This is a genomic window from Massilia mucilaginosa (assembly GCF_011682145.1).
In the GTDB taxonomy this organism is placed as follows: Bacteria; Pseudomonadota; Gammaproteobacteria; order Burkholderiales; family Burkholderiaceae_D; genus Telluria_A; species Telluria_A mucilaginosa.
In genome coordinates, this window is sequence record NZ_WHJH01000085.1 from 1 (window position 1) to 16934 (window position 16934).

Genomic DNA, 16934 nt, shown 5'->3' on the forward strand with positions numbered 1-16934 from the left:
CCTGATGACCATAGTAAATCGGTACCACCCCTTCCCATCCCGAACAGGACCGTGAAACGATTTTACGCCGATGATAGTGCTGCAACCAGTGTGAAAGTAGGTCATCGTCAGGCTAGTTATAAGAGAAAGACCCGTGTGAGCGAAAGCCATGCGGGTTTTTTTTCGTCCGCAAGTTTATACAAACTATCTGCTGCACAAGCGCGGGGCCAACTGGCCCGCGCACTCCCATCGTTTACCACTTCAGCATCAGCGCGCTCCACACCACCACAATAAAGATAAACCATCCCCATCGCGGTTTGCGGAAAATCGCCGATTGAAACACGATCACGGCCATGCAGATGCATGGCAGAACACGCTGCGTGGCCAGCGCAAAGGCAAGAACCAGCGCCGCCTGCACGGCGATCGCTACGTGCAGACTGTTATCACCTGCCGGCTTGCCGGAACCAGGCTGGAGCGAAGGCGCTTCGATCGCCACTGGCGGACTCGCCGCGGCCCGCGCGACACGGGTACTCGCGCCGGCGGGCTTGTCCAGGTTGACCGGCGCCGCTGGTACCTCGGCAGCTTTGCGCGCCTTCTTTTCATCGGCCAGCTGCGCGGCGGTTTTCTCCAGCACCGGCGTTGACGCCACAGTGGCCTGCCACCAGCCATCCCACGGCGCCTTGCCCTGCGCCGACAGCGCCCGGAACGCGCTGCTGCGCTTTGACTGCGACAGTTTCATCTCGACGCCGGCCGCTCCCCAACGCGCCCGCACCGCGCGCACACGCACCAGCAGCGGCAAGCCCCTGGCCGGATCGACCATCCTGAAAAACTGCGCATACCCTTCCAGCGCGTCGATCACATTCGTATTGCCGTTCCACTGCTTGCCCGCGGGTCCATCTTTCTCGACCTGGAACAGGGTGGCGCGAAAACGCCGCAAGGTCTCGCGTTCGAGCGAAGGCTTTTGATTGACCACGATCCCGGTGACCATCTGCCGCTGCGCATCGCGCATCACATGCTGCTTGTCGGGATGCGGCGTGAAGCCTTCGTCGATGACAATCTGTTTGGCGCGCCACAGCAGTTTGCCGGCCAGCTTGCGCGCCTGGGCGTCGCCCGAAAACGTCAGGTCGTCGGCATAGCGCGTATAGCGAAAACCCAGCCTGGCCGCGCAAGCCTGCAGGCGCGCATCGAGCCGCTTGCACAAAATATTCGTCAATGCCGGGCTGCTCGGCGCACCCTGCGGCAGCGCGCGCTCGCTGTGCGCGACAAAAAACGTCTCGCCATCGATGCGCACTTCATCGGTCGCCGCTTCCGTCGACAGCAGCGCCAGGATGGTCGCCACCTGTTCGCTGTAACCCAGCTGCGCAAACACGCCTTTGATGCGCGGCATGCCGATCGACGGGAAGAAATCCTTCAAGTCCAGATTGATCACCACCGCCTGGCCGACGTGCGGCGCGGCGTTGCTGACGATCGAGCGGCCCGGTACGAAACCGTGCGCCGCCTGATGCAACGGCGCGCGCGCCAGCACGTTATCGAGCACCCAGTACTGGGCGCGTTTCAGGCGCGGCATCGGCGCCGAAATAATCCGTTCGCCGCCGGTTTTCTTGGGCATCGCAAAGCGCCGGTAATGGCTGATGCGCGAAACGCGCCGCTCGAACGCCAGGAAGCGCAGCTCCGACAGGGTAATGCCCATCGCCTGCGCCAGTTCCTCCGCCTTGTGCAGCACCGGCATCGCCAGCCCGGACAGTTTGTCCGCATCGCTTTGAGCGTGATTCAAGCCGCCCGACACACCCGCGCCCAGATACAGCACCTCGTGTTCGCGCCGCCGGTGCCACACCTGGGCTTTTTCGAAGCGTGCCAGCGCGCGTTTCTGGCGCGTTTCCTCGCGCCGCGCCTTGGCCTTGGCCATGCGCTCCTTGCGCAGCATGCGCAGCGCGGCTTCCGGATTTTGCAGGTGATGCAGCTCGCTGCCCAGCTTCTGCAAGGCTTGCGTGAGTTCCGTTTCGCGCCGGATCAGGTCCGCTTCGACCGATGGCTGGCCGCTGTTGGCCGGCCAGAAGCCCAGGCGCTGCATTTCGGTCAGCACGACTTCTTCTTTGGAGCTGCCGCGTATGCGTTCGTACAACTGCGCGCGCGTCAGTTCGGAGGGAGAGGGAGTAGGGGAAGTCATCGTGTCCTGGTCTCGCGAAGAGCACCACGGAAAACACTGTCGGTAAAACGCAAACTACCCAAGCACGGCGGGACAATCATCGAAGGGCCTGCAGGACTGGAGCGCTCCACTCGACGCCGTACCGCACCAGTAGCGCTGATCGGCTTCAGGGAAGCCAAACCGTGTCGCGCTACTGGTGATGGTACGGCACAGTGAAGAGCGTGCCAGTGACGCGTGGGAAGAGCTGACAACGTGGACGGCGATCCGCCGTCCGGTTTGCAAGTGCCATCCCACCGTGCTTGTTGATGCGAGTATAACAGGTGAATTCCGGGCTCCTCAAGCATTGGTTTGAATCCGTGGTTTAGTAAAAGTTCGTTCATCGCGCATGAGCGTCAAGCGCGGCGTCGCGCCTGGCCTGGTCCATGCGCAGCACGAGCATGTGCACGCACGGCCCCTTGTGCATGCGGTTCTGGGTGTAGTGATTGCACTCGCAGCTGCCGTCGACGATGCGGCGGTCGGCGTCGAGCCGCAGCATGACCTGGTACGGCCGTCCGTTTTCCTTGCTGCGCGCGCGCAGGCGCAGGCCGCCCTCGGGCAGCGCTTCGCTGGCCTGTTCGCTCAGGCTTTGCACCGCCAGCAGGGTCGCCGCCTTTTCTTCCAGCGCGCTGGCAAAGCGCAGCACGTCGAGCGGCAAGGGCTCGCGCGACAACTCGCGCAGGCGGTACACGCCCTGCGTCAGGTCGTAGATCACGCGCCCGGCCTGGGTGTACATGGTCAGTGCGCTTTCGACCATCGAGCGCGCCAGGCCGGTATCGGCCGCCAGCTGGTCGGCGCTGGCGAACCAGCGCTGCCCCAGCGCCGCGAAAATGCGCGACTTGCTATCGTCGTCGACATCGCCGCGCGGCGCCAGCAGGTCGAACTGGCCAGCCCGCGCCCAGTCGTTGGCGGTCCAGCCGGACAGGCCGAGCGTGAGCTGCATGTCGGGCAGGTTGGCGATCCAGAAGCTCGGCATGCCGCTGCCCATCAGGTGCACGGTAAAGCTGTGCGCCACCGGGATCAGGCGTTCGAGCAGCATCAGGCGGCGCCGTCCCCAGATGCGGATCTCTTCGGCCGCATTGCCCTGGTAGATCGAGCGGCGGCACACCAGTTCATCGTTCCACGGCTCGAACAGCGCGCGGACCGGTTCACCCGGCGTGAGGACGAAACGGATCGAACGCGGGCCGACGCGTTCCTTCTTGCGGCGCAGGAGGTGGCAAAAATTGTGCACATCCATCGGATGCAGATCGAGCCTGCGCGCAGGCAGGTTCATCGCGCTGCTCACCTGCAGAAAACCGCGCACCCAGGTTTCGGGCACGTCGATCTTCTCTTCCTTGAACGACGGGTCGCCGGCGGTGGCAACCTGGAAGCCGCTCGGATCGATCGCCAGCCGGGTTGTCTTGTAGTCGCGAATTTTCTGAAACTCGCCGTACAGCCCTTCCGAGTAGTCGACATTGGTGGTGCCGCAGGCGAAGTCGCCCACCCGGTCGAACACCTCGTGGCTGCAACTGAGCGAGGCGTAGCTCGACTCGTCGCGGCTGAAGCACTCGAAGAACACGCGGTCCGGATGCACCGTGATGACCGGGTCGAGTACCACCCAGGTATCGAAATTGGCCTTGTATATATAGTCGAAGTATTTCGACTGGGCGGCGGCGAAGGGCTTGAGGATGAGGCTTTTCCTGGCCCGCAGTTCCTTGAGTTCTTCGCTCAGAGGCGCCATGCGCGCGCGCAGGTCCGCATTGCGGTCGATCAGTTCGGCCAGCGCCGGGTCTTCGTTCTGGGCGCGCCACGCCAGGTATGCGGTCTTGTCGGGCGGCTGGTAACGCTGGTCGGCCACCACCACGTCGTGCAGCGCGGAGATGGCTTCGCGGAAGGGGATGTGCTTGTTCAGCTGGGCCACGAAATGGGTCGGCGCGCGCAAGGTGTCGGGCGCGAAGCGCATCTCGGTGGCGGACGCACTGTTGCTGACGGTGCTAGCGCCGTAGTAGCGGTATTCGAATTTCATGCTGCTCCCCGCAGGTTCGCGTGCACACGCGGCGGCTCGATGGTCATCACTGCCGGCAGTGCCGGGAAGCGTTCCTGGATTGCGCGCAGGCCCTCGATGTACTGCGCCTTGTCGGCGATGGCGACCGTGAGCACCTGGCGCGCGAACAGGCGCGCCACGAAGGAGGCGATCGCTTCCGACACATGCGCCTGCGCGCGCAGGAAGTCGAGCACGCGGTTCTTGGCCACGCGCCCTCGGTTGACCTGCGACAGCACGTTCAAAAAGTACGGTTCGAGGCGTTCCAGCTTCTGCAGGTCGCCGGCGCTTGCGCTGGCCAGCCAGCTGCTCACGAACAGCTGCATGTTGGCGGACGGATGCTGGCTAAGTTTGAGCATGTATTCGGTGACGTCGGCGACGTCGAAATGGGTCATGAGCATGGTGCGCCCGAAGCGCTGCACCTCGGGGTCGAGGTGGTCGCACAGGCTCACCAGCAGGGTCGGCGTCCAGTCTTCGCTCGCGCATTGCCTGCTGAAGAAGTCGCGCGCGAAGGCGCGGGTATCGTCCCAGGTGCTGTCAAGCAGGCGCAGCGCCGCTTCCATCTGGCCGCGCACCTGGGATGCATGTTCGGTAAAGGCGGCGCAGGCCCAGCGCCGCACGCTGGCGTTTTCGTTGCGCCCGAACTGCGCCCAGTCGGCCACGCCGAAATCGGTCGTGGCGAAGCGCGGCAGCATCTGCGCGCCGAGCAGTTGCGCACCCTTGCTGCGCGCCGACAAAAGGCGCACCAGCAGCGCGCGGTCGAGATGGTCGGCGCCCGAGTTGAGCGGCCCCAGTATCCATGCGATCAGGTCCGCGTGTACGCCCTCGGCCGGTTCGGTGTGGAACAGGGTATCGAGCAGCAGCGGCAGCAGGGTGGCTCGGAACACCGCGTCGGTGGGGGCGATGCGCAGCAGGGCGCTGTCGATGGCGCGCCGCACGCCGGCGTCCGGATGGGTGCAGAACACGGCGAACAGCAAGGCCTGGCCGGCCAGCATTTGCTCCGGCAGTGCGCTGAATAGTTTGATGCCGACCGCGCGCACCCCGGCGTCGCTCTCTTGCAGCAGCGCCGCCAGGGTCAGCGCGGGAATCGCGCCGGCCGGTTCGGCATGGCGCAGCAGCCATTCGCCAGCGGCGATGCGCACGCTGGCCAGGCGGTGCCCGAGCAGGGCAAGCAGGCGCGCGTAAGGCGCTTGCGCGGCGGCCGCGCGCAGCGGGCGGTCGAGCAGCCAGACCAGGTCGGCGGCGATCTCGGGAACCACCATCTCGGCCTGATCGAGGTCGCCGCAGTTGTCCAGCCAGTCGAGCAGCAGCAGGACGATGACGTCGGCCTGGCCGGGCAGGGCCAGCGCGCACTGGCACAGCATGCGGCCATGGCGGCGCACCGCCTCATCGGGCGAGCAGGCCAGGGTGGCCACCAGCAGCGCGTCGGCGCAGTAGTGGTCGGGTGCGCGGCTGATGCACTCGAGTGCGAAGGTGCGTGCCTCCGGCAGGCTCGATTGCAGCAGCAATTGCAGCCAGCGCGAATCGGGCACGCCGTCGGCGAAGCGCTGGCGGCACAGTTGAAAGGCGAAGCGCGCGGTGTCGCTGTAAGGACTGCGCAACAGCGTACCGAGATGGTCGAGCGAGAGCTGGGCGCAGAAGGCGCTGTTGTCGGCCAGGGCGCGCGCGGCAAATGCGTGCACCCCTTCGCAGCGGCTGCGCTGCATCAGCAACAGCAAGGCGCCGGGGCGCGCGTCCCACAGCGCGGGAAAGGCTTCTTCGCGCCCGCTGGCCGGCACGATCGGGCCGATCTGGAACCAACTGCGCCCGCTGCGGTTGCCGGTCCATGCGCCATGGCTGCGCAGCAGGCGGTTGAACATGGTCCAGTGGCTGTAAGCGTCGTGGCTGCGGTCGCCGTCCCTGACGTAGCGCCCATCGCGCATGTAATAGCGGCCGGCGCTCGTGTACGGCCGGCCGGCGTCGGCGTCGTCCATCGCCAGCAGCGCGCCGGTGGCCATGCCGACGTAGGCCGGCTCGCCGTCTTGCGCCAGGCGGCGCAGCTTGCGCCAGCCGCGCAGCAGCAGGTAGGCGCGCGTGCGCGTGCTGTAGGCCACCGTGCTGTCGGGGCGCGCCGCCATCTCGGCGTACGGCACCCATTTGCGCTCGACCCGCACATAGGTGCTTGAGGTCTGGGCCGGAGTGGTTTCGAAACGCTGGTGGATCAGGCCAAACAGCTCGCCATCCTCGCGCATTTCGGCGGCCTTGTAAATATGCCGCACCGCGCGGAAGCTACCCGCGCGCAGCGGCACCTGGCGCAGTTGCGCCAGCAGGATGATGCGCGCCAGCGGGTCGGCCAGCGCCACCTGGTCGAGCTGTTCGAGCCAGTCCGACAGCGACAGCGTGCTCCATTGATCCGATTGCGTGCATAGCTGCGCAATGGCTTCCTGGTCGCGCGCGGCCCAGGCGTCGCGCAGGTGCGCAGGCCAGGCGGCTGCCAGTTGTGCGGCGTGCCGGCGCAGTTCAGCTTCGTCTGCCAGTTGCAGCCACGCCTGTCTGGCGATGCGGCAGACCGCGTCCGAGCTGCCGCGCGTGGACAGTTCGAGCATGGCCTGGGACGCGCCGGTGTCGCCGCAGCGGCCGATGGCCCAGGCCAGGCAGTAGTCGAGCGCCGTGGTGCCGCGCCCGATCAGGCTGACCATCAGCGGCACCACGGCCGCCAGGCGCCGTTCGCCGATGCGCCATACGGTGCGGGTGCGCTGCGGGTCTTTGAGGCGCCGCCACACGCCGGGGTCGAGCCGTCCAAGCGGCACGGCGTCGGCCGCGCGCCGCTCGGGGTCAAGCGCTGCCGCTGGCGCGATGTCGTCCGCCTGCGCGGGCGGCAGGGCTTGCGCATCGGTGAAACCCTGCGCCTGGCGTTCGGCCAGCACTTGGGCAAACAGGTGCTCCGCCGCTGCCAGGTCGACCGGCTGCGGGGTGCGCGTGCGCTCGCGCCAGTCGTCGCCGCTGCGGCCCTGGCGCACGTTCACGAGATAGCGCGCGTCGCCATCGGGCAGTTCGCACAGGTCGATTTCGCACTGGACTGCGCTATGTTTTTGCCTGCGTACCAGGCGGATTGTACGAATCAGTCTCACCGCGTCTGCCCATGATTGAATAGAGGTGAATAGTAACCCGGCGCAGAACTGCTTGTAAATCAGGCAATCAAATTCTAGGCGGCGCCACGCTGCAAGGTGAGCACGAAGGCGACGCCGTCGTCGAGGTTCCTGGCCACGATGGTGCCGCCCATCTTGGCCATGTAGGTCCTGGCCACGAACAGGCCCTGGCCGCGGTTGCCGTGCGCGCCGGCTTCTTCCTGGTCCGACACGCCGTATTCGAAAATGGTGCCGATGACATCCCCGGCGATGCTCGGGCCGCGATTGGCGATGGTGACGCTGGCGGCCGTTTCGCTGGCCTCGAGCGTGATCTCGATGCTGGTGCCGGGAAGGCGGTAGCGCTGTGCGTTCACCAGCACATGCGTGACCACGTCTTCCAGCGAATATTCGTCGGCCCGCACCAGCACCGCCTGCGGCGCGCCGTGGAAGACGACGCCGGTGATGCCGGCGCAGGGGGCGTTGGCGGCCACGTTGTGCAAAAAGGCGGCCAGGTCGATTTCAGCCACCTGCAGCACGGTCGACTGGAACGCTTCGCTGGGCGAGGCGCGTCCGTACAGCACGCGGATCGCCTGCTGCATGCGCAGCACGTAGCGCGCGCTCTGGTTGCCGTCGCCCCCATCGGTGCCGTGCAGCGCCATGAGCGACTGCAGCGGCGACATGATCTCGTGCCCGACCGCGTGCCACATGTCGCGTTCCTGCTCGGTGCGGATGGCTTCGCGCTCGACATCTTCGCGCACGCGGCGCAGCAGGTCGTGCAGGCAGCTGGCCAGAACGCCCAGTTCATCGTCGCCGCGCAGGTCGGACAGGTCGGGCTGCGACGCGTCGCCGCGTTCCTTGACCGTGCGCGCCACCGAATCGGCGCGCTCGATCAGTTCCTTGATGCGGCTGATGATGCCGATTTCGATCACCAGCCACGCCAGCATTAACGCCAGCAGCATGGCGCCGACGAACCAGGCCATGCGGCTGGCCACCACGCCCAGGCTCTGGCTGACGCTGCGCACGTCGCCGGCCAGCACCACGTCGTAGCTGCCCAGCGGCGTGGCGATGCGATGGGTGGCGCTCAGCGGGGTGTCGTAAGTGTCGACCGGCAGGCGCCGGATCAGGGCCGTGAGAAAGTGCTGCGACGCGTCCTCGGCGTCGCTGGCGCCGGCCAGCTTGATCAGCGGCGCCGTACCAGCGGCGGCACCGACTTTCTCGATGCGCAGCGTTTCACCCGGCAGCAGCATGGGCGCCAGGTCGGCCAGCGAGAAACCGCTCGCCGCGCTGGCCTTGTCGCTGTCGAGCACCACTGCGCCAGCGCCGGGGGCCAGCACCATCACGCTCACGCGGATCTTGTCCAGGTCGCGCGGCGGCCAGGTTTTGCGTTCGCTGGTACTGTCGCTGCCGAACAGGTCTTCCTGCAGCACGCTGACCGGCAGGCGTACCGAAAAGAAGGCATTGCGCAGGCAGGTGTCCGGACTGGCGCCGGCGGCCGGCTCGTTGCACTGCGCGTTCTGCCATATCCAGCCGCGGAAGTCCTTGACGGGGCGGGTGTGCTTGCGGCCTTCGTCGGCCGCGTTGAAGCCGGTCAGCCTGCCGCGCAGGGGGGCGTAGGGGCCGCCCGGCTGGCGCGGATCTTCCTCGAAAGGGGCGATCCACTGGTAAGTACGCCCGCGCAGCGACACGCTCACGCGCACCCGGTGCGACTGGTTCAGCACTTCGTCGCCGCTGCGGTGCGAGACCAGGCGCGCCAGGTCGACATTGCCGGCCACGTAGATGAAGCCCCCGGCCCAGGGGTTGTTGCCGATCGCCGCGCACAGGCTGGCGCTGGGGCCGAATTGGCGCATGCAGCCCGACATGGCCACCGCTTGCTGCACCTTTTGCTGGTCGTCGAAGTCGAGCGCGGGAAAGGGGAGGAGCAGCGGGCGCAGACCCGCGTCGGCCGCCCCGGCCAGCGGGGGATTGAGCAGGGCAAGCTGTCCGGCCGGATGGCGCAGGGTGGCGCTGATCTGCTCCCCGGTCTTGCGGAAGCTGGTCTGGTAGTTGCTGTAACTGAGCTGCTTTTCCTGCTGCAGCACCGAGACGGCCAGGCCCAGGGTGGCAAGAGCGAGCAGCAGAAAGGCCGCGCGCAGCAGGATGCGCAGGCGGTAGGGCACGAACCAGCGCCGACGCTGCGTCATTCAGTCGGCCCAGCGAAAACCGCGCATCGGCACGTTCTCGATGCATTCGAAGGCCGGGTCGATCTCGCGAAAGGCGTCGCGGATGGTACTCACGTGCTTGCGGATGTTGTCGCGGTTGCGCCCACTCTTGACCACCTCGTACAGCTCCTCGTACGACACCACCTGGCCGCGCCGCGCGAACAGGGCCGCCAGGATGCGCTGCGCCGTCAGCGGCAGGTTGATGCGCTGGCCGCGCCAGGTGGGCGAACGCTGGCGCAGCGGGTCCATGGCCAGTTCGTCGGCGTCCAGGGCCGGCTTGTCGCGCTCTTTGACCGCGCGCAGGATCTCGAGGAATGTGTCGGTGAAGTCGGCCTCCTCGAAGGTGGCCTTCTGCAGGTAGTCCCAGGCGTCGAGCGCCTTCATGATGCTGCGGTAGATCGTGGCCGGCATGGCCGACACCACCAGCACCGGGGTCGCGTGCTTCTTGTTGATGGCGTTGATGATGGCCACCCCCGCATGGCGCTCGCGCCCCAGTTCGATGTCGAGCACCACCAGGTCGTAGCGCTCGCGCGCGATCGCCGCCTCGGCCTCGTCGCGGCTGAACCACTGGTCGACGACGATGCCCGGTTTGGCCGCCTCGATCCAGCTGCGCAGCTGGTTGCTGGTCGGGAGGTCGTCCTCGATGACGGCCACTTTGGGCATGTGCTGCTCCTGCTGTTTGGTAAGGATGCCAGTATCCCCGCTTTTGACCGAAAAGTCATATGCGGCCTGTGAGCTTTTCCTCACGCGGCGAGGCCAAAGCTCCGCGCGGTGAGGGTTCTGGCCGTGCGCACGGATTGATACTTCCACCCCATGACGGGCACGATACGCCTCAGGGTCATGCGGGTGCAGGGCCCGACAACTGGGGGCTTCGAAAAACTGTAGCGAGCGGCGTCAGTTTCGTGCGAGAAGCGGAGCCGTACGAAGGTACGGTGAGCATCGCAGGGCGAAAATGGCGCCGCGCAGTAGGTTTTTCGAGGTCCCCAACTGAAAAGGTGAGGCAAATGTTTGATCGGATCAAGAAGATGGTGTTGGCGGTGCGTGCGGTGTTCGCCAAGGGTGCGGCGGGCGCCGGCTCGGTGGTGCGTTCCGGCGCGCGCGCGGTGCCGCGTCCGGGCCTGCGCAGCGTGCTGGCGCTGTGCGCCCTCGGCGGCGCCGGCTACTTGCTGGTCAAGCATCCGCCGGTGGCCAAGATCGAGCGCGGCAACGTCGGCGTCCGCATCAACCAGTTGAGCGGTGCGGCGACCGTGGTGCGCGACGGCACCGTGGTGCTGATACCCGGCGTGCATGAACTGCGCCAGCTGCCGGCGCTGGACCAGATCTACAAGGCGGCCGGCAGCGGCGAACAGCCGTACCAGTCGGTCGAAGGGCTGGCGCTGGGCGTGGACCTGAGCGTGCGCTATGCGGTCGATCCGGCCAAACTGGTGGTGGTGGCGCAAACCCTGCCGGACGATATCCGCACGGCCGTGATCGACCCGGCGGTGCAGGGCGTGATCTACAAAATCGTCACGCGCTACACAGTGCGCGAGATCTTTTCGAGCAAGCGCGCCGAAATCCAGCAGGCGATCGAGGCCGAACTGAAACCCAAGCTGGCGGCCGACGGCATCTTGCTGCGCCACGTCACGATCGGCAAAATCACCCTGCCGCGCGAGTACATGGCCGGGATGGAGACGCTGCTGGCCGAAGAACTGCAAACCGAGAAGATGCGCTACACGCTCGAACTGAAGGAAAAGCAGGTCAAGCAGACCGCGCTCGAAGCCGACGCCGACAAGATCAAGCGCGAAAAGGCCGCCGAAGCGGCCGGCAACGAGCAAATCATCGCGGCCAAGGCGCAGGAGCAGGCCATGGCGCACGTGCTGCCGTTCAAGCAGAAACAGATCGAGCAGCGCCGGCTGGAAGCGGAAGCCGAGAAAACCTCGCGCATCAAGACCTCCGAAGGTGCGGCCCAGGCGCGCGTGATCGAAGCGACCGGCGAAGCCGATTCGCGCCGCAAGCTGGCCGACGCCGAAGCCTATCGCCAAGAGGTGGTCGGCAAGGTCAGCACCGCGCAGATGGAACGTGACGGTGCCGTGATCTCGCGCCATCCGCTGCTGATCCAGAAGACCATGGCCGACAAATTGTCCGACAAGGTCTCGGTGATCATCGCCGCGCCGCCGACCGACGGCGGCTTTATCGGTGCCGCGCTGCTGGGGCAGGGCAAGGGCGTGGCGGCACCCGCCACCGTGGCCGCCGCTCCTGAAGGCGCCACCGGGGCGGAGGAGCAATGAGCATGTTCGCTACCTTCGGCGCCGCGGCGGCGCTTGCCATCGTCACGCGCGATGAGATGCAGCTGCGCGCCGCGCCGCGCGATTCGGCGCCGTCCCAGGCCGTGCTGTGGCAGGGCGACAGCCTGGAAATCCGTGGGGTCAAGATGGATTACCTGCAGGTCTACGACCACCGGCGCGAACGGGCCGGCTACGTGCGTCTGGCCCACGTGCGCCAGCTCGACCTGGCGCCGGCGCAAGCGCCCGAACTCAAGGCGGTGGTGCGCTTCGTGCGCGACACGCCCGGCGCGGAAGCACTGGGCATCGGCTACGCGGCGGCGTTCCTGAAGGCCGCGCCGGCCACCGCCATCGACGCCGAGGTGTTCGACGCCCTGGGCAGCATGGCCGAACGGCTGGCGCGGCGCGCTTCCTCGCGGCTCGACAAGCGCAGCGAGGCGGTGGTGGCGGCGCATCTGGAAGTGGTGGCCAACTACGGGGTGGTCATTCGCAGCTACGAGCGCGAAGGCGCGATCCAGCTCTGCTACGACGGCGAGGCGTTCCGGCGCGTGCTGGCGATGGCGTCCACGCCGACCCAGCGCGCCAGCGCGGCGCTGGGGCTCACGCGCGACGAGTGCATCGATCCGGCCCTGAAGGTGGCGCAGCGTAATGCTTTTGATCAGTGGCGCGCCGAGGTCCTCGACAAGGTCGATGTGAAGGACCTGCCCGAGCATGTGCGCAACCGTGTGTACACGCGGCGCGCGGCGGTGTGGTCGTCGATCGCCTTCGAGCTGGCGCGCAAGAATGCGTCGCCCACCGATGCGGCTAGCCGCGCGATTCTGGAACTGGCCAGCGTGAACAAGACGGAGCTGGCGGAGGAGGACCGCACTGCCTACGCCGAAGCGGCCGTGCGCGCCGGCAGCGTGCGCTGGGCGGCGGAGCTGCCTGGCGCCGCGCCGGCCGGGCTGAATGTGGTTACCCGACCCGGCCAGCCTGGCGAAACCTGTGTGCTGCTGGTCGACCCGCAGCACGACGCACGCGCGCCGCTGGCATCGCGCTGCACCTACGGCATCGTGTGGAATGCGTCGGCGCGCGCCAATGCGCAATCGAACGCGCTGGCGCTGGCGGTGCAGCCGCTCGATGGCTGGCGCGAACTGTGGCTGTTCCATCGCGGCGCCAGCGGCTGGCGCATCGATGTGCTGCCGCCGGCGCCGATCGAACCGACCCTGGGGTACGCCGAGTTTGCCGGCTGGGTGCCGGGATCGCCCAAGGTGCTGGTGGCGCGCGAGGCACGGATCGAGGGGCGCATCAAGCGTTCGTTCGAGATTGTCGACATCGAGACCCTGGCGGTGGAAAAGACGGCGGACCGGCCCGATGCGCTCAGTGGCTTTTACCGCTGGCAAGATCCGGCATGGAAGCGCCAGACCCTGAGCCTGCGTTAAATGGATCGTCAACCTGCATAGTCGACACGCATCACCGGGGCGGCTCGACGGCCGTCGCAAGAGAGGGGATCGTGCGTCTTCCACTTGTTTTGACAACCTGGAGAAAAACATCGCCACAGCGTGGGCGCAGGGATTAGAATTTGACCGCGTCAGGCCATCTCAATGACGGCATTCTTGCTCTTTTTATGCAAACTTCAGGCTGACAAAGGCGACTCATCATGTTTTTAACCAGGCGGTCATTGATCAAGATGGGATTGGCCGGCGTGTTGGCGCCGCAGGCATCCCCTGGCTTGGCGACTGAAGAAAAAAGTGGCTCGTTCGAGAAATGGCGACGGGATTTCGAGGCGGGAGTCCCCGCACGCATGAAGGCTGCCAAGGTGGTCGGTGCCTCATTTGCCATCACGTCGGCAAGCAAAGCTGTGCGGTATGCGGCATCTTTCGGCTTCGCTGATCTCCAGAATCAGCGAAAGATGACGGTTCAAACGCCCATGCATCTCGCCTCGGTCAGCAAACTGTTTACCGCATCCGCTCTTGTGCAATTGTTCGAGCGCCGCGGGTATGATTTGCACGACGATATTAACGAGTTCATCGACTTTCCCGTCAGAAACCCCAACCATCCACGTCTGGCGATCACGCCCCACCATCTCATCACCCACACGTCCAGCATATCGGACGAGGGGCATGGGGATTTTTCGGGCGAAGGCGATCCAATACAAAGTCTGTCGAGCTTCCTCAGGGATTACCTCGTGAAAGGTGGCGGCGCCTACTATCCCGACACCTCCTTCCTCAAGTCCGGACCCGGCGCAAAATGGGATTACAGCAACGTTGGTGCGGCCTTGGCCGGCTATGTGGTCGAGGCCGTTAGCAAGCAGAGCTTTTCTTCCTATGTGGAAGAGAACATCCTCTCACCCCTTCGTATTACCAACGCGCATTGGTACCTCAAGGAATTTGCAGCGGATGCTCTTGCCAAGCCCTACAGGTTTGAGAACGATGCGTACGTGGAACTGCCGCAAGACGGCTACCCGGACGTGCCTGCCGGCATGCTTCGTTGCTCGGTGAGTGATCTGGCAACATCGCTCCACGCAATGCTGGAGCAGCGACAGGTCAGGAATGCCATTCTGTCTCCGAATGCGGTGCGTGAGATGTTGCGCCGGCAAGTGGGTCGAAAGATATATCCCTACCAAGGGCTGGGCTGGACTGATGAGGAAACAAAGAAACGAAAGGTCGTTGGCCATACCGGCACCGACAATGGCGCTTCAAACATGGTCGCCCTGACGGACGATCACAGCCAAGCCGTGGCCGTGTTGATGAATATCGACGGCACGGAAGAAACAAGCGCATTCCGATCCTCCATCATCGAGGATCTTCTTATCGGCGCGAAACTGGCGGGTTGAAAAACCTTGCAGCGGGAAAGACCGCGGACCGGCCTGATGCGATCAGCGGCTTCTCCCGCTGGCAAGATCCTGAATTTGCGTTTGAATCGATGTTGAACTTACATGCCGCCGGCCGCTCCAACCAGGTGTACTCACTTCTTTGGGCGGAGGCGGCATCATGTGGAAGCAGTCAGCAAGGCAAGGCGGGGGCGGCGGCGCGCCTGTGGTTCTTGGCATTAACCGGACGCAGGACGCAAGTATTTGCCTGATGCACGGGTCCGAGCTGGCCTGGGCGATTCAAAAAGAACGCCTGACGCGGCACAAGCATCACTGGGGGCGGCTCGACGATGTTCGCCAGATTTACGCGGCGCGCCTGCCCGGGCTCGATGCGCCCATCGATATTCTGGTCGAGTGCTACTCGTGCGATGCCGAGTTCGCCCGGGTAGCCGAGTACGAGCGCGAACTGGCCGACACGCTGGCGCTGGCGCCCGGTTGCCGGCGCGCGCGCATCTCGCATCACCTCTCGCATCTATATAGTGCGTTCCATCCTTCCCCTTTCGATGATGCCGCCGTGATGATCATCGACGGCCAGGGTAGCCGCGTGGCCGACCTGACCGAAACCTGGGCGGGCGCTGCCCCTGTGCCGGACGACTGGTGCGAGGTGGCGTCGTTCTACCGCGCGGGCCGCCAGCGGGTTGAGTGTCTCGGCAAGCAGCTGTGGAATCGCGACGAGCGGCAGCCGGTGGGACTGGGCATGTTCTATTTCCTGCTGACGCAGGCGATGTTTCCGGGCGAGGGCAACGAAGGCAAGGTCATGGGCCTGGCGCCGCATGGCAAGGCGACGGCGCTGCGCCTGCCGCCGCTTGATGTGCGCGACGGGCAGGTCACGATCCCCCAGCGCTGGCGCGACCTGTTTGGCGAGCGCGGGCGCTTTCGCTATGGCGGGGCGGATGATGCGCGCTTTGCCGACATCGCCAATCTGGCCGCAGCGGGGCAGCGGGCGTTCGAAGAGGCGCTGCTGGAGGTGGCGCGCTGGCTGCATGCCACGACTGGCGCGCCCAACCTGTGCTTCGCTGGCGGCACCGGGCTGAACTGTTCGGCCAACGAGCGCCTGCTGCGCGAAACGCCGTTTCGCCGCGTGTTCATTCCACCGGCGCCGAGCGACGCGGGCACGGCCATCGGCTGCGCCCTGTACGGCTTGACCGAACTGGGCGGGGCAGCCTGCGATTTCCGCTGGACCAGCGACTACATGGGGCCGGAGCCGCTGGCTGCCCGGATCGAGGCCGCCGCGCAGAGTTGCGCCGACTTGCTGATCGAGCGCATCGACGATGCTGGCGCCATGTGCGCGCGCATGGTCGACCTGCTGTGCGCGGCGCGCGTGGTGGCGCTGTTCCAGGGCCGCAGCGAATTCGGTCCGCGTGCGCTCGGACACCGCAGTATTCTGGGCGACCCGCGCGACGGTGCGATGCGCGACGATATCAATGCGCGGATCAAGCAGCGCGAATGGTTTCGTCCGCTGGCGCCGATGGTGCTGCTTGAACGTGCGGAAGAGTTTTTCGACGTATGCCGGCCGGTGCCGTTCATGCAGTACGCCGCTCCCGTACGCGAGAGGGCGGCGCGGGTCATTCCGGCAGTCACGCATGTCGACGGCACGGCGCGCCTGCAAACGGTGGGGCCGGATGACGATCCCTTTTTGCGCGCCTTGTTGCACGAGTTCGAAGCGCGGACCGGCGTGCCGGTGCTGTTAAACACCTCGTTCAACCGCAGGGAAGAACCGATTGTCGAAACGCCGGCGGAGGCGGTAGAGACGTTCCGCCGCACGCCGATTCATGCGCTGGCGATGCCGCCCTTCTTGCTGCGAAAGCGGGGCGGAGATGGGCTGCTGGCCGGTAGTGCATTCGAGCGTCACACATAAGTGCGAGGCGCGTCGGAGGAAGGCGTTCGCGTTGCGAAAATGTGAGCCCGATGGCAGGCTGCATAAAACCTCCTTGCCAAGCTGGCAGGGGGTTTGCTATAGTTCGCCTCCCCGAAGAAAACGTTAACGAAATCAAGTAGTTGGCGGACAGTTCAGGGGCGTTTCGAAAGATGCGAAGTAACAAAAAGAGGTTGACGAAAAACGCAAAACGCCGCATAATCTCATCTCTCTGCTGCAACGAACACAACGCTTCGTAGCAAACGGCAGAAGGCGGTACCGAACAAGTTCTTTAACAATTAACAGTCGATAAGTGTGGGCGTTTGATGAAGGTGCCAACGAAGCGCAAGCGACGTTGAATACTTAAATTATCAAATGTTCACAAAAAAGAAACACGGCGCATCGAAAGATGAGCTTGTCAGTATTTTGAGTGAGCGATCTGTCCGCAAGGACATTAAACAGAGATTGAACTGAAGAGTTT

The 16934-nt window shown here is 65.4% G+C and carries 10 protein-coding genes and 1 rRNA gene; 6 read left to right on the forward strand and 5 right to left on the reverse strand.

The window, feature by feature from the left end; all coding sequences use genetic code 11:
* A 5S ribosomal RNA gene (gene rrf, locus F2P45_RS32585) occupies window positions 1-113 on the forward strand.
* A 119-nt stretch (window positions 114-232) separates the two neighbouring features.
* Here the strand turns inward: rrf and F2P45_RS32590 are convergent.
* The 5 genes from F2P45_RS32590 to F2P45_RS32610 form a co-directional block, all read right to left on the reverse strand.
* Window positions 233-2146, reverse strand: a complete 1914-nt coding sequence (locus tag F2P45_RS32590) for a reverse transcriptase family protein (protein ID WP_166882367.1) — start codon at window positions 2144-2146, stop codon at window positions 233-235.
* Between the two features lie 355 nt (window positions 2147-2501).
* Window positions 2502-4166 carry an SWIM zinc finger family protein gene (locus F2P45_RS32595; RefSeq protein ID WP_166882368.1) on the reverse strand — a complete coding sequence of 555 codons (1665 nt, stop codon included), beginning with the start codon at window positions 4164-4166 and terminating at the stop codon, window positions 2502-2504.
* Complete coding sequence (locus tag F2P45_RS32600) at window positions 4163-7291, reverse strand: hypothetical protein (protein ID WP_166882369.1); 3129 nt, start codon at window positions 7289-7291, stop codon at window positions 4163-4165. The genes F2P45_RS32595 and F2P45_RS32600 overlap by 4 nt, the downstream gene beginning before the upstream one ends.
* A gap of 74 nt (window positions 7292-7365) precedes the next feature.
* Window positions 7366-9468 (reverse strand): sensor histidine kinase, encoded by a 2103-nt coding sequence (locus F2P45_RS32605; RefSeq protein ID WP_166882370.1) that lies wholly within the window; start codon window positions 9466-9468, stop codon window positions 7366-7368.
* Window positions 9469-10149, reverse strand: a complete 681-nt coding sequence (locus F2P45_RS32610) for a response regulator transcription factor (RefSeq protein ID WP_166882371.1) — start codon at window positions 10147-10149, stop codon at window positions 9469-9471.
* 341 nt (window positions 10150-10490) lie between these two features.
* Here F2P45_RS32610 and F2P45_RS32615 point away from each other — a divergent pair, with 341 nt between their 5' ends.
* The 5 genes from F2P45_RS32615 (at window position 10491) to F2P45_RS32635 (ending at window position 16456) form a co-directional block, all read left to right on the forward strand.
* Window positions 10491-11753, forward strand: coding sequence for an SPFH domain-containing protein (locus F2P45_RS32615; RefSeq protein ID WP_166882372.1), 1263 nt, complete (start codon window positions 10491-10493; stop codon window positions 11751-11753).
* Complete coding sequence (locus F2P45_RS32620) at window positions 11750-13168, forward strand: hypothetical protein (RefSeq protein WP_166882373.1); 1419 nt, start codon at window positions 11750-11752, stop codon at window positions 13166-13168. The genes F2P45_RS32615 and F2P45_RS32620 overlap by 4 nt, the downstream gene beginning before the upstream one ends.
* A 218-nt stretch (window positions 13169-13386) precedes the next feature.
* A complete protein-coding gene (locus tag F2P45_RS32625; protein ID WP_166882374.1) occupies window positions 13387-14562 on the forward strand; it encodes a serine hydrolase domain-containing protein in 1176 nt (391 codons plus the stop codon).
* Complete coding sequence (locus F2P45_RS32630; protein ID WP_166882366.1) at window positions 14559-14810, forward strand: hypothetical protein; 252 nt, start codon at window positions 14559-14561, stop codon at window positions 14808-14810. Before F2P45_RS32625 ends, F2P45_RS32630 begins: the two co-directional genes overlap by 4 nt.
* Window positions 14810-16456 carry a carbamoyltransferase family protein gene (locus tag F2P45_RS32635; RefSeq protein WP_229505421.1) on the forward strand — a complete coding sequence of 549 codons (1647 nt, stop codon included), beginning with the start codon at window positions 14810-14812 and terminating at the stop codon, window positions 16454-16456. Before F2P45_RS32630 ends, F2P45_RS32635 begins: the two co-directional genes overlap by 1 nt.
* The last annotated feature ends 478 nt before the right edge of the window (window positions 16457-16934 follow it).

Excerpts from the sequence above, each read along its gene's own strand:
- F2P45_RS32620 (WP_166882373.1), top strand. The coding sequence starts at position 11,750 with ATGAGCATGTTCGCTACCTTCGGCGCCGCGGCGGCGCTTGCCATCGTC.
- F2P45_RS32635 (WP_229505421.1), top strand. The coding sequence starts at position 14,810 with ATGCACGGGTCCGAGCTGGCCTGGGCGATTCAAAAAGAACGCCTGACG.
- F2P45_RS32625 (WP_166882374.1), top strand. The coding sequence starts at position 13,387 with ATGTTTTTAACCAGGCGGTCATTGATCAAGATGGGATTGGCCGGCGTG.
- F2P45_RS32595 (WP_166882368.1), bottom strand. The coding sequence starts at position 4,166 with ATGAAATTCGAATACCGCTACTACGGCGCTAGCACCGTCAGCAACAGT.
- F2P45_RS32615 (WP_166882372.1), top strand. The coding sequence starts at position 10,491 with ATGTTTGATCGGATCAAGAAGATGGTGTTGGCGGTGCGTGCGGTGTTC.
- F2P45_RS32590 (WP_166882367.1), bottom strand. The coding sequence starts at position 2,146 with ATGACTTCCCCTACTCCCTCTCCCTCCGAACTGACGCGCGCGCAGTTG.
- F2P45_RS32605 (WP_166882370.1), bottom strand. The coding sequence starts at position 9,468 with ATGACGCAGCGTCGGCGCTGGTTCGTGCCCTACCGCCTGCGCATCCTG.
- F2P45_RS32610 (WP_166882371.1), bottom strand. The coding sequence starts at position 10,149 with ATGCCCAAAGTGGCCGTCATCGAGGACGACCTCCCGACCAGCAACCAG.